Annotated in this window: 8 protein-coding genes; all 8 read right to left on the minus strand. The window is 51.5% G+C overall.

The genetic code is table 11. The annotated features are described in order from the left end of the window. Positions 1 to 1,140: an NADH-quinone oxidoreductase subunit D gene (locus AAA857_RS02320; RefSeq protein ID WP_338172677.1), complete on the minus strand. Its 1,140-nt coding sequence runs from the start codon at positions 1,138 to 1,140 to the stop codon at positions 1 to 3. A 9-nt stretch (positions 1,141 to 1,149) separates the two neighbouring features. Further along, a complete protein-coding gene (locus AAA857_RS02325) occupies positions 1,150 to 1,803 on the minus strand; it encodes an NADH-quinone oxidoreductase subunit C (protein WP_338172680.1) in 654 nt (217 codons plus the stop codon). A 2-nt stretch (positions 1,804 to 1,805) separates the two neighbouring features. Further along, positions 1,806 to 2,399 (minus strand): NADH-quinone oxidoreductase subunit NuoB, encoded by a 594-nt coding sequence (gene nuoB, locus AAA857_RS02330; RefSeq protein WP_338172136.1) that lies wholly within the window; start codon positions 2,397 to 2,399, stop codon positions 1,806 to 1,808. Positions 2,400 to 2,409: 10 nt separating this feature from the next. Then, positions 2,410 to 2,889 (minus strand): NADH-quinone oxidoreductase subunit A, encoded by a 480-nt coding sequence (gene ndhC / locus AAA857_RS02335; protein WP_338172683.1) that lies wholly within the window; start codon positions 2,887 to 2,889, stop codon positions 2,410 to 2,412. Between the two features lie 163 nt (positions 2,890 to 3,052). Next, on the minus strand, positions 3,053 to 5,935 hold the full coding sequence (locus AAA857_RS02340; RefSeq protein WP_338172685.1) for a hypothetical protein: 2,883 nt from the start codon (positions 5,933 to 5,935) through the stop codon (positions 3,053 to 3,055). Between the two features lie 69 nt (positions 5,936 to 6,004). Further along, a complete protein-coding gene (locus AAA857_RS02345) occupies positions 6,005 to 10,549 on the minus strand; it encodes a S8 family serine peptidase (protein ID WP_338172687.1) in 4,545 nt (1,514 codons plus the stop codon). Positions 10,550 to 10,606: 57 nt separating this feature from the next. Beyond that, a complete protein-coding gene (locus tag AAA857_RS02350) occupies positions 10,607 to 11,194 on the minus strand; it encodes a hypothetical protein (RefSeq protein WP_338172690.1) in 588 nt (195 codons plus the stop codon). A gap of 4 nt (positions 11,195 to 11,198) precedes the next feature. Next, complete coding sequence (locus tag AAA857_RS02355; RefSeq protein ID WP_338172692.1) at positions 11,199 to 15,863, minus strand: hypothetical protein; 4,665 nt, start codon at positions 15,861 to 15,863, stop codon at positions 11,199 to 11,201. Between the last annotated feature and the right edge of the window lie 9 nt (positions 15,864 to 15,872).

The following is a 15,872-nucleotide window of genomic DNA, read 5'->3' on the forward strand; positions in this document are numbered from 1 at the left end:
TCAACGGTCGGTTTCTCCAATGCACGGGTCAAAGCTCCCCATGATGGCGGGGATGTCGGCCACTTTGTAGCCAATCATGGTCTTTGCAACGTAAGGAATGGTGATGAACATCGGCGAACGGATGGACAACCGGTACGGGTTTTTACCACGTCCATCGCCACCGCCCTGAATGTAGAACTTGGATGCACCACGGGTGCACTCGTAGTTGGAAAACCCTGTGGCTCCTTCTGGAGCACGGGTTGGGGCCTTTGCGAGAATCATTTCGTCACCGTTGGAATAATTGGTGTTCTTTCCACCAGGGATTTTTTCAATGGCGTCAAGGATCATTCGGCAGGACTGTCGCATTTCTTCCATGCGGACACGGTAGCGGTCGTAACAATCTGCACCTTTGACCGAAGTTGGTTTTTCAACTGCAGGCTCCCAGTCGACTTGGTCGTATACGGAGTAGGGGTGTGCCCAACGAGCGTCGTAGTTCACACCAGCCGCACGAATGTTTGGGCCGGACACTCCGGCGTTGACCATGTCTTCGGCATTGGCGTAACCAACACCTTGGAGGCGAACGAGCCAAATGGTTGATTCGTCCAACATCATTTCGTATTCTTCAATACGCTTCTCGAAGAGCTTCACTTTGGCGACAAGGCGGTCGGCGAAGCCAACGGGAATATCTCGCTTAACGCCGCCGATTCGGGGATAGTTGTAATGCATTCGTGAACCGCCAAGTTCTTGAAGCAAATCAAGGAACATTTCGCGGTCTCTCATGCACCAGGTCATCAGTGTGAGGCTGCCGATATCGGGCCCGTAGGCACCGAGCCACATCAAGTGGGATGCGAGGCGTTGGCATTCAGCGGAGATGAGGCGAATGTATTCTGCTCGTTCTGGAACTTCAACTTCCAGCAGGTCTTCTGCTGCATAGATGTAAGAATTGGCCCAGGTCATTGCACTCACATAGCAGAGTCGGTCGCAGTAAGGGGTGATTTGGGTGAAGTCGCGGGATTCTGCGATCTTCTCGACGCCGCGGTGGATGTAGCCGAGTTCGGCTTCAGTGTCCACTACAGTTTCTCCGTCAACCTTGACGCGAAGCGTCCAAAGTCCGTGCGTCATCGGGTGTTGAGGCCCCATTGTAATCCACATTTGTGCCATGATATCACCTCACTTAACCCGACCCTCATCGGTTGGTTTACGACCGAACCCTTGGGCGTCATCGTACATTTCATTGTAATCATGATATCGCAGTTTGTGTTGCTTTTGGAGCGGATGGAATCCCTCTGGGCTGTCGTGGGGGTTCAATACGCGGTGCATGTTTTCGTGGCCTTCAAAACGAATACCTACGAGGTCCCATGTTTCCTTCTCGTTCCAATCGGCTCCGACCCAAACGCTCTGAACGCTTGGGACACTGGGTTCGTCGCCTTGAGGCAATGCAACAAGGATTTCAAACTCCAAAGGAATGTCTGAGCCGGTAAGTTCGGAAGCAACGAGCACTGTGTTGGTGAAAGGTTTCTGGTCAACAACAGGCTGGCGCATGAGGTGGTAAACAACTTCCCAGCCTCGGTCGTCGCTGCCTTCAGGGAAATGTGTCCCTGTTACCATTGAACAGTAATTTGCTCCGTGGTCAAAACGCAAGGACTTGGCAACAGCCGGCCAGTGTTGAGGCGGGCAATGGATGCGAACAAAAGCCATCTTGAAGGCGTTGGAGTGGTGTTCCACCGTTGAAACGACGTCGGACCCTCCGAAACGCTTGGAAAGAATGGCGACGCAGGATTCTGCTGCAGAATCGCTTTGTTCGTTGCTCACACGCATTCCCATGTTCAATCCTCTCCAACGATGATGGGCTTCTCGCCCTTTCGTCCACTGCTTGGAGCAGCGCCGATTCGAATGATCTTTTCACGAAGCAGTCCAAAACCGTCGATGAGGGCTTCGGGCCGCGGTGGGCAGCCAGGAATGTAAACGTCCACTGGGATGACCGTGTCAACGCCTTCCAACACGTTGTAGGATTGGAAGTAAGGGCCGCCCGAGATGGCGCATTCGCCCATAGCAATGCAGTACTTTGGCTCCGGCATTTGTTCCCAGAGGCGGACGACCTTGTCGGCGAATTTCTTCGTGATTGGGCCGTTGACAAGAAGGACGTCGGATTGACGAGGGGAAGAGCGGAACAAAACACCGAATCGGTCTCCGTCAAAACGTGGAGTTGCAGCAGCAGCCATTTCAATGGCGCAACACTTGATTCCCAAGTGGAGCGTGAACAGTGACTTTCGACCTGCCCAATTGAAGTATCGTCCTGCGAGAACACTCAAAAATTGCTTGATTTTGGTTGCTTTAAGTGCCTCATCGGTGACGTCTCCTACCATTTCAACAAGTGCACGGCTATTGAACGCCGCATAGTTTTCGTCTTGACCTGCCATATCATTCACCTCAGATGTAAATGCGACCCCGCTTGCGGAACACGTACCATACTCCAAGAGCCATGGTTGCGAAGAAGATCGCCAATGTAGAGAGTGCCTCGGTTGCGCCGGCCACCGCCGCAGTGCGGTCTGTGACGTCTGCTGCCGTAGCGTCTGCAGCGACCATTCCTCCCAAGACGAGGAACATGAAGGCTACATCGAAGACGAGGAAAATGATGGCGTACCAGTAGTACTGGAAGTGGAACTGAATCATTGCATCTCCGACGGGTTCGCTCCCACATTCAAAGGTCGTGAGGCGCCGAGGATACAGGCTGTGGTCTCGCTCGTAGCCTTCGAGCAAGTAGGAGCGCGTGATGTGAGGGCGGGCCGGGTCAACCTTGGGTCGAACGACCCACGTGATGAGGAAATTGGTCAGCGGCATGATGATGCCCAGAATGGTGAGGAAACCAATAGAAAGGTATTCACTGGGTACGGATTCAATTCCAGACATGTTGACACCCTCAGAGAACGCATACGCTCTCTGTTCTTACCGAATTGAGCCCCCTCAATAAGCGTTGTCAAAGACCATAAAGCAAAATCGGCTATCTCGATGGTTTTTTCCCGGGCATAACCGAGGTTTTCTTCAACCGAAATTATGCCGCAGTGCTCTCTTTTTAATCTCTGCGGATGAGGAAGAGGAGCAAAAGTGCAACAATTACCGTTGCGCCGATAGCTTGGAGGGTGGTATTGCCGGCCAAGTCCAAAGCGCCTCCTGCAGGTTCTCCTTGAACGATAAATTGCAGATTCTGTCGATCGAGAACTCCCGTATCGGTCGGTTCAGCCGAAAGCGTGAATTTGTAGGTATCTGAAAGTTCAGCCCCATACGGCGCTCGGATGGTGGCGTTGACGTACAAGCGCTCACCTTCTTCAACCATGCAGGTTAGTTCATTTTGTTCAAACGTACAATCACCGTCATCGCTGTTCAATACAACAGACCATCCACGGAGGTTCTCGGATGTAAAGACGCGGATTTCTGTTCGTACGTTGCCCGTGTTGACAATTGAAATCTCATGTTCAATGGCTTCTCCACCGTAGACCAAATCAAGTTCTTGTTGAGCACCTGCCTCAATAAACTCGAGGTCTTGAATCACGGAAACATCGAGCATGATGGAGACCATCCCCGTTCGGTTTGCAGCGTTTGAAACACTGGTAACAACGACCTCCAAGAGACCGCCTTGGCCTGTTTCGGCACCCGCGCTTACGCGGATCGTTAATTCGAAGTAAATCTTGTACGCCCTTGCCTCATAGCCCACCATGAGACCCTCGTTGAGTTTTATGCTCTCGACGATGCTAGGTGTATCCCCCAGTATTGGGGCTCCATCCTCAAGGACATACGTTTCATTAGCGATGTCCCAGATTCCATACCCACGAGGGATATCAACTTCTCCAGTGACCGGAAGGCCGTTGAGCGTGAGTGAACGGGTAGCGACTCCTTCAAGCCCGTTCATTGTAAAGACGGCGGCGTCACGTCCGTCGCCCATGTTCGTGACCCAAAGGCCGTAGGTGACCTCTCCGTTAGGAGGTAGGGTTTGTGACCCACTTTTGTCCGTTTCACCATCCACCAATTCCAGATTCATGGCAAAGTTTCGATCGGATAAAATTGCGAGGAAGTCCGCTTCTCTCTGGTTGTCTGGAATGCCATCGTTGTTCAGGTCTTGTGAATTTGTGTCGTCTTTGTTGCGCACACGGATGGTGAGAAGCGTGTTGTCAAGTTCTTCACCCTGCGGAATACTCACGACCAAATACACCACAGTAACCGTTTGAGGGTCGAGAATAATTTCAGTGAATTGCATTCCATTTTCATCTTCAAAAAGGGTATCCCATTCGGGGCTTTCGGATTGATCGATGACCGATAGAGCCATTCGGTCTCGAACGTTACCCAAGTTGGAGATTTCAATCGGGAAGCTCACATCGGTTAGCGAGCGCCCTGTTTGCTCGGTCGCTGGCGTTATCACTTCAAAATCATGGATTGCTCCAACCGTCACCCGCAAGACCACGCTATCGTAGGTTGCGCCACCACTTGATGGGAGAACTGAGAGTGTGATTTCAACAGCTTCGGTAGCGAGAGCGCCCTGAGGAACGCGAATCGTCAAATCGACTGAAACCGAACCTTGATTTCCATGCCGAGAACCAACCAGCACCGTTGATTGCTCCAACTGAATGGCCCAGCCAGCCGGTGCACTTGATGAGGAGATGCGCAGATTGTCCTGTCCGTTTCCTTGATTTGCAACGGTGACTACCGTAGATTTGTTGGTGCCGGGGTCAATTCCATCAAGAAGCGTAGTAGCCAGTGAAATACTTGCACCATAAGATTGCCCAACAACAACACGAAGTTGCTTTTGACAGTCCGGATCTACGCTGCTTCCATCTTTTCCAAGAATGGTAATGACCGCTTCAGAACCCGCGTCGATTGAATCGTCTGGCGCAACATCCAAGTCAACGGAAATTGTTCCTTCTCCGCCATCATAAGAAAGCAGGCGTGTCGAGGCTCCATCAACGCTAACCCATGATGCTTTACTGCCTGTCGATGCGATTGTTACGGTCCAGTCAACGTTTCCTGTGTTGGTGAAGGTAGCCGACAGTGATGCTTCTGCACCGGGATTCACCGACAATGATGTCTTGCTCAGTTCAACAGAACAGGTCTTAAGTTCGGGGACAATGAGTTTGAAATCGTCCGTGTCCTTTGCCTCATTCGTTGGATCATTGGTTACCGTCCCCGTGACGTCCCAGCAGTAATCGTTCGCAGATTGTCCATCTGGAATGACAACCGTTGCCGTAATGGTTTCAGTTTCCTCGCTGTCGAGGGAGACTGTGGTATCGCTGAGGGAGACGCTGAATTCAGAGGCACTGCCGCAACCGGGGTCGTTGTTTTCTTCAATGGCAAGAGCAATTGTTTCGTTGGTCTGCCCGGTGTTCTCGACCTCAATTCGATAGTCCAATTCGTCTTCACCGGCCCAATCTTGCTCCTTATCAACGCTGTTAACGGTAAGGTCAACACCAAACACAGCACTTCCAGAGCCATCGCCGGCTGTTGTCGTGACGGTAGCTGTTTCTTGAGCAGGAGCGCCAGCAACATCAGGTGGAGTCGCCTGTTCGTTTGCGTTGACGGTGATTGTGGTATCACAGGTTCCTTCAGCCCCTTGGGTAAGCGTCACGTTCATTGTAGCCTCTTCGTAAGCACCGGCATCGATTTGACCAGGGATTTGAGTGATGGATGACGAATATGCGTTGCATTCCTGTGTTGCTTCTTGAGTGGTGCTCAATGAAACGGACACGGGATTGGACCCCGTGTTTCGAACACGAATGACGTATTCACCTGATTCACCAGGATTCACTTCCAATGCAGCGGGGATGGGAGTGACCGTGATGGAAGCATCTCGAGCGCCGTCTGCAGAAACGGTGGGTGCGGCCAAAGGCAACACCGATAGAGACATCAAAACGACGAGAAACAGCGCCAAACGCTGGTGGGGAGCGGCCGCGGCGTCACGAGGGACCATACCATTCCCTCATGGTCATCCTATCAAAAGCCTATGCTCTTTTTGACTCAAAAGTGGCCTCTAGAAGCATCAGGCTTGAACAAAGTGTTCAGAGCTTTCTGAGCAATTTACACACTGGTCAAGTTGAGTCGCCTCACAGTTACCATGAGCCACTCCATGATACCGAGCCCCACAGGTGGGACATCCCAAAGTCGGGCCGATGACCGGCTCTCTGCAGGACCAGCAAATCGGGGCGGGTGTGGCCGCAACATCAGGTTCCGGAAGAGCGTTGACCGGGAGTTGTGGAACTCCGTAAGCAGGATGGTTTTTGATGGGGAGCATTGGCCCGTCTTGTTGACTCGGTGTTCGGCGTAGGACGACGGCTCCAAAGGCGCCAAGAACTGCGAGAAGCACAACCATACCAAAGAGAACTGAGGTACTGGTTAGTCCAGACGTCAAGGAACTACCGACGGGCTCTCCTTGAGAAACCACAGGGAAGGAAAAGGAGGCTGAAGAATCCTCACTTCCAACCAGGTTCAAGTTCACCGTAGTTTCTCCGGGCTGGTCTGCACGAAGGTCCAAACGAACCAATGTTGATTGGCCCACTTCAAGTTCAACAATATCGTTACCGTCGATTGAAGCGGTCCAATCATCTCCTGCATCAACACGTACTTGGCGCTCAAAGCGGGTGTTCCCTAAGTTGGTGATTTCAATGACAACTTGTTCGCCATCTCCTGTTTTGAATTCAGGGATACGTTCCACACTCCATCCCGCAACTTCATTCTCACCCACCAAGAGGCCTACGGTCTTTGTCAGGCTTACTCCTTCTCCTTCAAGCGTTAAGGTAAACGACGGTTCGGCAAAAGGCAAGGCTCCGTTGGCGATGAGAATGGAACATGTAATCGGTACAAATTGACCGAGTTCAACCGTTTCAGAGAAGGTACAATCACCAAACAGACCTGAATCGGTTTGCAAGCTTACGCTTGGCGACCATGGCGTGGTTGCCTCGTTGGTCACCAACCAAGTGAATTTCATGGGGTCGCCTGTCGGATGAGACCCAGAGGCTTGAGGGGTTGGAAAGGTCGTACCGTCAGAAAATTCCAACCCTGCAAAGGTGAGCGATGGTGCAGCCAGCGTTTCTACGACCAAATCGCCATCCCAAGAAAAGAGGGCGTTTTGAGCCTCTAGGTTGAATTGGATGGGGCCGGACTTAGCAGCACCGTTCCCTTGTAACGTGTAGAGAAGATTTGTGCTGCCCCCCCAAGGCAAGTTGATGGGTTCGATGACTGATGTAATGGACCAACCCGGTGGGAGCGTGAACGACGGAGTCAATTCAAGGTCAATGTTTCCATTGTGTTCCACCGAATACAACAAAGAAACGGTTGAGTTGGGGCTCAGTTTCGAGTACGAGGACTCCAAATGGATGTAAACATCACGGATGGTTTCTACTTTGATGGGGATTTCAAAGACAACCGTCTTTTGCAGTTCCGTTTGGCTGATTGCAATCAATTCAACAATGCGTTCTGCGCCGGCTGCAGTCAGCACCAATGGGGGTGTGATCACAAGTTCTACCGACCTGAAACCAGCACTGTCGATCAATCCCGTTGAGCCGGACAAGGCGCCCCCTTCACTCCCCAAATTTGAGAAGCCTGCATTCCAACCCGTCGGAGGTTCAAGGAACAAATCGTAACCAATTGCTGTGTTTCCATTGTTGAGGAAGCGGACCGTTAGATTGGTCGGGTTTGAGGGGTGTACTGGAACAATGGAATAATCAATCTCGAGGTCAGCGTTCGCCAAATCGGGTACGATGAAACTGAGTTCAAATGGATACGTCACGCTGTTGTCTACATCAAGGCCCAGCAGGTCAATCCGGTAATCGCCAGGAAGCGGAGGCGCTGGATGAACCAGTGTAACCGTGATGTATTGTGACTCTTGACCTTCAAGGCTGAAGTTTGAAGTGGTGCTTCCAATGTACCACGGTAGACTTTGCCCGTTAGCGTGATTCACAACTTGGCCAGTTTGCATTGAAGCATTTGTGGAAATAAGGGCCGTATTCGTTAGCGTAAGGTTCCATGAGGTTGTCGTGATGTTGGACTCGGTTAAGGTCATGGTCGCAGAAGGTGATTCCAATTTGACGCCGGGGGCGGTAATGTTCACCGTGATGTCGTGCCGGTTGTTGTTTTCTCGTATCTCCTCAATGGTGTCATCGGGGTCAATGATGAACGAAAGCACGCTTGTCCCTGCTGATTGTGGCGTCCATGACCATACCATCTTCTTGGTTGAACCAGCGCCCAATGCTGTCGACTGGCGGCTTATTTCAGAACCATCGACCTCAAAAACGACGGGGAAGGTATTGGCCATAACGTTCCCAAAATTGAACACCGATGTTGTCAATTGAACGGGGTCACCAACTTGTGGAATGCCGACATTCATTTCGAATTCCTCCGGCTGAACCATTGGGTCTGGTCGTAAATCATTCACGCCATGACCCAAAACAGCGACGGCATAGGGTTGAGTTTTTGAGCCACTGTGTTGACCGTCTTGGACCTTAACCGTCCATGTCCCCGTTGCTGCAGAATCTATCAAGATGACTTCCAAATTGTTCACGGTATCTCTCGAACCACCTGTTGTTGAACGGCCGTTTGCAAAATCATTGCCCAAATAGACCGTCCCATCGGGAGAGGTGACGATCAGGTCAAGGTCATTGACGAGTTGAGAGTTTGAAAACCTGGAGCCTCGCTCATCGGACCATGTCAAGACGGCTTTGAACAAACCAGAGGCTTGAGACACATTGAATGAGTACGTTTTGCTGTTGCCCGTGCCCGACAAAATTGAACGGTCGTCAACCCAGATACCTTGCCCCGTATTCGGAGCGAGCGTGTTGCGCAAGTTGATCCGCCCCCACCCCTCGTCATCGTTGGGTATATTTCTCGACCCGATATCTTCCGCTCCAAGGACCAAGAGTGCTTTCACGAGGGCACCTTGTGGGGATGGGCGTTGTGCGATTTCTTCCAAGTACTCCCGGATCATCAAGGCCATACCTGCAGCATTGGGCGTTGCCATTGAAGTCCCGGTGTATTCCAGGTAGTAGGAATTGCTCCAAGTAGAGCTGCCAACGTCGGTGGCTTCTTGGGCACGGCACGAGCGAACATAGCCGCCTGGGGCGATGAGGTCCGGCTTGATGCGACCGTCTTCAGTGGGCCCTCGTGACGAACCTTGCATGACCGTATCGGGAGCGCCATTGTAGCGGTTTTGATGATTTCCAACCGAAACAACGTTTTTCGCCGTTGCTGGAGGCGATACCGTTCCGGAGTCGGGTCCATCGTTTCCTGCCGCAAACAGAACGGTTAGGCCCTCTCTTCCAGTGTAATAGCGGTCGTAATAACTTGCTCTGTCATCAACATCTTCAGTCTCTGAATTGTACTTCCCTTGCTGGCTTGCAGAACTGGACCCCCATGAGTTGGTGTGGGTGCGGGCGTCAGCATTGTAAGCCGTGTTCAATAAATTATTGAGAGAAGGCGATTGGAAGTTTCCAGTGTTGTCATTTTCCATGGCTTGGAAATACAAATCGGCAGCACTGGCAACCCCTGAATATCCCCCCCGTGTTCCGTCCCCGAGGACGGTGCATGACACGTGAGTTCCGTGACCAGAATGCTTGTCAGCAGTAGAGCCGTCTCCAATCACATCAAAATTACCGACCACTCGAGAACCAAAATCGCCGTGGTCATCGTCCAATCCAGAATCAGCAACCGCCACAACTTGGCCGGAACCGTCCAAGTCGGTCGTGAAGTATGTCCTCATGGTGTTGGTCCCCATATGACCACGTGCGTTGTCATTGAACGCTGTAAAGGCCGGGTCAGGACGAAGGTACATGACCGAAGGCTGTTGCATGATGGAGAGGAGGTTTCCTTCCCCCACAAATCCCTCATATCGGCCGTTATCCCAAGCCATTGCATCGTCAAGTCCTGAATGGGCGACGTCGCCGAGGTGTTGGTCAATGATTCCGTTCCCGTTGTCAATCAACATGACCCGTTCCATGGGGCCTTCATCGTTGCGCCACCCCTCCAACCGTACCAGCATCGATGAGAGTGCTTCCTCGCCGCCTTCCATCAAAAGAAGGTCCATCAAGGTCGAATCTACGAGCATGCCTTTGGGAACCTCATGACTTGCAGCAATACCCTGAACCTGTTCCGAGGTGCGAAGAGCAGTAGGCGTCCCTTGCACCATCAGTCCAGACGGAGCGATGAACTCTCTGACCTCGAGTCCGTTAATGGAAGAGAGTTCGCTTCGAACTTCATTCAGGCGTACCTCGTCCGAGACAAGCAGCATCAAGAGATCAAAGCGCGGTTCCATCCATTCGGAAGGCACCGGCCGGTTCAGTTGCAACCCGTTGGTGTCAAAGGTGCCAAAGGGGCCAATTGCGAGTGTATCTCGCTGTTCGCTCTCCAATGATTCGTCTAAAATACCCACAGCGTCATGGTAGACATCTTCCTTGATGTCAAATCGAACCCACTGCGGTTCAAGAATTCGTTCTTCGTCGGGAACAGAGGTCGCGTTCAACATCGGACCGGTTGAAGCAGCAAGCAGGAGGAACAGAAAGAGGATGACCCATCTCCGGTTTTTTCCTCCTGACATGATTTCTCCTCCATCTCCTGCACTTTATCGCTTCGCTTCTGTTGGACAAACGATGCTTCAGTTAATTGGCCAATAATGACGAGGGGCCTTATCCATGAAAATTTCTTGAGACCAGTCCCCTACCGGGTGACTCAACTGATTTATTTCTCGTAATTGCCCTGAATAATCGACATAACTCAGCGAGATGACGAGTTGATAATCATCCCATACCGTGTGACCGATGATCATCATCTCCAATTCATCTCCAGCAATGGACGAATGTGCTGAAACTTGGCTGATTGAGATTTCCATATGGTCCAAGTATTCCCCATCGAACGCTTGAAATTCAACTCGAATTTCTACATCGGTGATGTCGCGACTTCCATCGTTGTGAATTTCCGACATCACGAGATGGCCGCCGCGCTGCATGTAGTGCGTCTCAAGGGATACAGAATCTCGAGGAAGAAGCCAGTACCATCCGCTAAAGGTTAGCATGATGAACAGGAAGACGACAGCGCCGGCCAATCCAACCCTCGATGGTGTGATCTCTTTACCGAGGGTTTGGAGAAGTTTAGCGGCCTCTTGGGCAGCTTCCCACGCTTCAAGGTCTTCACCTTCAAGCGTTTCACGGTCGCTGCGAAGGTCTCCGGCAGTTGGTTGACTCATGCGATCACCCAAACAAAAGTGCCAACCCACTGGCGACGGCAGAACTGATGGGTTCAACCACCATGATGTGCCGTGTTTCAACGAATTCTCCGGTTAATGAACCGACGAGAGACAGGTCCGTCACCATGCCGTTAATTCCGATTGAGGATGCCGTTGGGACAATACCAGTAAATTGTGCATCGAGTAAAACTGCTCGTCCGTCGAGGCGTAAATCACCAAGCATGGGGAGGTAATAACCGGGTTCAACAAAGGCTTGAGCACTGGCAACAAGACGCCCCTCATTGATGTCGTCGATGATAATCACTGGGAATTCCCCCGGCCCAGTGTAGATGTGAATGGTTGCACCCTTGAGGTTTTCACCAACGACTTCAACACGCTCAATGGTAACTCCAGGGGCTGCCGGAAGGTCTGTCTGCTTGATGTACACCCGTTTTACGCCGCTATCGGAGGAAACGATTCTCATGCCGTAATCATCGGTTTGCTCGAGCACAAAGCGCTTAGGAAGGTCTTCTGCAATCATCAACACGTCGCCCTTTGCATCAATTGACCTTCCCGTTGCCTCCAGATAGAGATCCATATCGTCGGTATTGGACGAATAGTCAAGCGTTCTCATCCCTTGGAAGGCTGTTTGTTGGCGAATGTCAAACCGACCATCGGGTGCTGTTGAAAGGTTCATCACACCGGGTAAATCTTGCATGAAAGCAGTCGATGGCCACCAAAATCCATCCACATAACGAAGTTGCTTAAGCATCAATGAATCTGCGGAATGGTCGTTGATACGGTAAACCTCGGGCACGAAGAGGTCAAGTTCCAAAACGTCACCAATGGTTGCAGACACGTCCGTTGATTGAGGAATGCCCATGACCAATGCCTCAACCCGTGTGAGGGCTTGATGGTCGATTAAGAGGGCATAAGCCGACTTTAACCGAACTCCAGCATCATAACGCATGTCCATTGACACACGCGGCACGGTGAGGTTTTCCTGCGTTGAAAACAAAACATTGACTTCTACATTGTTGGGTTGGGTCGTATCCAAACCGTCAATCAACAATTCAAGATCCTGGCCCTCAAGCCCTCGTGCGACGATGGATATTTGTTCGCGTTCAGGCTGCCATTGAGACATCTTCAGGTCGATCTCATAAGTTGGAACATCACCGATCATACGGAAATCATAGAGAATCTCAATCTTTCCAGCAGGCAAGGAAGGCAGCCACGCTTTGATGTGCCAAGACCGACGATCGGTCAGCGTGATGCCTTCTTCCTCAAGGAGCGTGAGGTTGACTCCGATTAATTCATCGTCGTAAATCCTGCCGTCCTCAAGAGCGTCAATGAGTTCTTCTGCAGCGGTAATGTTGGCTGCATTAGCAATGGAAAGAGCTTGGTTTCGTTCAGTTTGTGAGATTTTACCGTCTTCAAGAATTGCGGTCATGGTGACTCGGCTTGATTCTACAAAGGTCGGCATTCGAGAGAGATTGAACGTAGGAAGCGTCTGTTCAATGGATTCAACACCAATTCCATGCGACCATTCTGGTTCAACAAGCAAGTTGCTTCCTTTCTTCATGTCCACGGTCATGTTGAAGGCTTCTCCAGTGAAGAGGTCAAGGCCAAGGCTCATGTTTTCGTTTTCTCCGATCACACCACCAACGTCAACCGTGAGTGCGTGTACGAAATCGTTGACGACCGTCCCAAAGTCTACCAGATCGCCCAAGAAGAACGACAAGGCTTCAATGCCCTCGTCTTCCCCAAAGGTCGGCAACTCAAGGCCGTCAGAATCAACATCGCTCGGCAATGTGAGGGAGATGTTAGCAGGGAGAGGAGCAAAGTACACTTTGCCGTTGAGTCCGAGGAACGGGTCCTCGTAATTCGTATCGTCTTCAACCGACACGCCAAACGGAGAGGATTGAGAACGAACCAGTTCAACTACAGAATTCCCTTCCGGGCCAGACGATCCCGGAATAAGCGGGCTCAAGCGTTGAATTGAGGTCACATCCGAAATTTGAGTGCTCAAACTTGCTTCTGCCGTATCTTCATTCACCCAGAAGCGCATGTGGTCGCCGTCCATGGTCAGGGGGACCGTGGCGTTTGTCATCTGAATCTGAATGCTTTCCATTGGAACATCAGCGACATAACCCACCGTGTCTCCAAGAATCAATGAGAAGGTCGCAGGCAAACCGTCCAGGCGAATCGCATTGCGTTGGCTTCCAGATTCGCCGCCGTAGGTAATGGTCCCAATGGGCTCACTTGCGCTGTACTGGAGTGCCTCTGCTTCTTGCAAAATATTGAACATACCGGGGCGGTTTGAAACAGTGGCCGATTGTTTGACGGCATCGTCCAAGTTCCCGTCGTCGTGTCGAATGTGCCCGATGAGGAGGGAGCCTGCCGCTTCGCCATCCAGTTCCATGTTGCGTATTTCATTCACGGGGTCAAACGAATGCCGGACATGGGAGATGCCTCCGATTCGCATGCTCATGGCTACAGGAACCAGCGGGTCTTGGGGTCCTAAGCGACCGTTTACCACCTCGATATTGGTATCTTCAGAGAGCAAGATGTGGTCCATTTCAGGCAACCAAGGCTGAGGGCTGCTGGCCAATGCAAAGGCCATTTCGCCGAGGTAGGTCGCTTCTCTTTGGGACGTGGGTAAACTTTTCTTCACCTGGTTGAAACACTGAATGTCAACTTCTCCACCGGTTGAACCCGCAGTCCCAACAACCGCATTGGGCAATCCATTGAGAATCGTACCGATGTCCAATACAACCTCAATCACCGTCAGGAGAGCATTGTCAAACAATTGCGCTATTGAGTTTAAATTCGGGTTATCAAAATTGATCCGACTGGTCCCACTCGAGGGGATGAGGAAGCTCCCTTGAATGACAATAACTCGAGGCACATCTTCTACTCGGACAAGCATTGACGAACTGTCGTCTTCGTAGCCACCTCGTTTGAACGTGGAAATGAAGTCCAGAGAGGAAATCGAGCCCGTTCCAGCAATCAGCAACAAGGTATTGGGGGGTGCCGCCGGATTGACAGGCAAGGTGGGGTCGTTGATGTTGTTGGTTTGGTCTCCAGTGAAATTCTTGATGGCGATAATAAAAGACAGGCGTTCGGGGATTTCGCCCGGCAGGTTTGCTGAACCTGGTGCTTCTCCAATCATCGTGAAGATGGCATTGATTTCGTCCTCGTGCAACGAATCCGAAGGAAGGCCGCGAATCCATATGCGTGAATCCGTGATGTTCCCGAATGGACTGTCGCCTTCCGGGACGTTTGAACGGTCCTCAAAGTAGTGGAGGTACACGTCGATATCAACATCGGAGTACAATTCAACGGTATCAAAGGAGTTTTGTCCGTAGTTGTCGTTGCGTAGCGTCAAATCAACTTCGGCCGGTAGAATCGATGAACCCTTGTCGGGATGGAATCCTACGTCAAGGTAAGCCACTTCAAGAATGGGCACCGTACCATCGCCTCTTGCTTCACCAAAGTGAACGTAACCGATACCGATTCCAATGCTGCATTTGTGGGCTCGACTTTCCGCTTCACCGTCCGTAGCAGGGTCGTAATTGAACGTTTGACTGCAGTCTGTCTGCTTCTGACCTCCGTCGGCATTTGGATTTGCTAAGCGTACGGCGTAAGGGGCAGAGACACTGGTGAGCGTGAGGTCGCTCGAGTTGACTTGACCCAGGAGAAGGTCGAGGCCCAACTGACCAACCGATGCGTACAAGGCGTTGAGATTGAACGTCATCTTTTGGATGCCAACCCCGAGTGTTACGTCGTGTGGAGGTTGAGTAAATCTTGTATCGATGACAATGGCGTAAGATTCTGAATTGGACAAGGTAATATCAAAGGCGAGTCCCTTCATCAACGACACTTCAAGATGCTCAAGTTCATCCCAAAGAGGGTCGTTTTCGTTGAGGGCTTCAACGTTCCATTGGAAGGTCGGGCGAAGCCAGATTTCTTCGATGACCGGTATGATCCCATCGCTGAATTCCACGCCCCATCCTTCGTTGAGGGTGGTAAGGCCCTCGATGGTTAACGCAACGGAAAGGTCGTCAGTGCCATCCCCATCAATGTCAACGAAATTCTTGAACAGGACAAGATCGGTTCCAACAATAAGTTCTCCAGTGAAGGTCCCCGAATCCCAGGCCTCGTAAGAAGGCCCGTTGTTTCGAGATGTGAAATTGACGTAAATTGCATACGTGTTGATGCCAACGCCGAGGAGGTTGTCAATCCCGAGATTTTCAACCGAAAACAGCGTCTGCCAGAGATTGTAAGGCCAATCGTCCGGGCTCGTGGCCAGGTCGGTCAAGAAATTGTAGGGGCGTGGATGATCTTCGACCAGAGGTGAAGTATCCCGAAGTTCAACTTGGTTGAGGTACCCCTCTGCGTCAGCAAGAGCGTCTCCTGCCTGAACTGGCCGCTTGGAAGCGTCGAGAATAGCGAAGGAATTCTGCGCCCCGTTAATGGCCACCAGTTCTTCATTCGCATCAGAACGGCTTGCAAGCGTTTCTGCGAGCGCATCAAGAACCCCGAAGTCATCGCGGTCCACGCTAGAATCTGCGGAAACAGGTTGCATCATGGAAAGCATCATGATGATCACAAGGAGCAATGCTGCCTTTCTTGGGTCACCCGATTGAGGAAGGCCAGCACGAATAACACGCGTAACCTTCTCATCCATGGGTGCAGG

The organism is Candidatus Poseidonia alphae (assembly GCF_943787815.1).
In the GTDB taxonomy this organism is placed as follows: Archaea; Thermoplasmatota; Poseidoniia; order Poseidoniales; family Poseidoniaceae; genus Poseidonia; species Poseidonia alphae.

Bases quoted from the DNA above. Each gene is read 5' to 3' on its own strand.
- AAA857_RS02320 (WP_338172677.1), bottom strand. From the start codon at position 1,140: ATGGCACAAATGTGGATTACAATGGGGCCTCAACACCCGATGACGCAC.
- AAA857_RS02325 (WP_338172680.1), bottom strand. From the start codon at position 1,803: ATGGGAATGCGTGTGAGCAACGAACAAAGCGATTCTGCAGCAGAATCC.
- nuoB (WP_338172136.1), bottom strand. From the start codon at position 2,399: ATGGCAGGTCAAGACGAAAACTATGCGGCGTTCAATAGCCGTGCACTT.
- ndhC (WP_338172683.1), bottom strand. From the start codon at position 2,889: ATGTCTGGAATTGAATCCGTACCCAGTGAATACCTTTCTATTGGTTTC.
- AAA857_RS02340 (WP_338172685.1), bottom strand. From the start codon at position 5,935: ATGGTCCCTCGTGACGCCGCGGCCGCTCCCCACCAGCGTTTGGCGCTG.
- AAA857_RS02345 (WP_338172687.1), bottom strand. From the start codon at position 10,549: ATGTCAGGAGGAAAAAACCGGAGATGGGTCATCCTCTTTCTGTTCCTC.
- AAA857_RS02350 (WP_338172690.1), bottom strand. From the start codon at position 11,194: ATGAGTCAACCAACTGCCGGAGACCTTCGCAGCGACCGTGAAACGCTT.
- AAA857_RS02355 (WP_338172692.1), bottom strand. From the start codon at position 15,863: ATGGATGAGAAGGTTACGCGTGTTATTCGTGCTGGCCTTCCTCAATCG.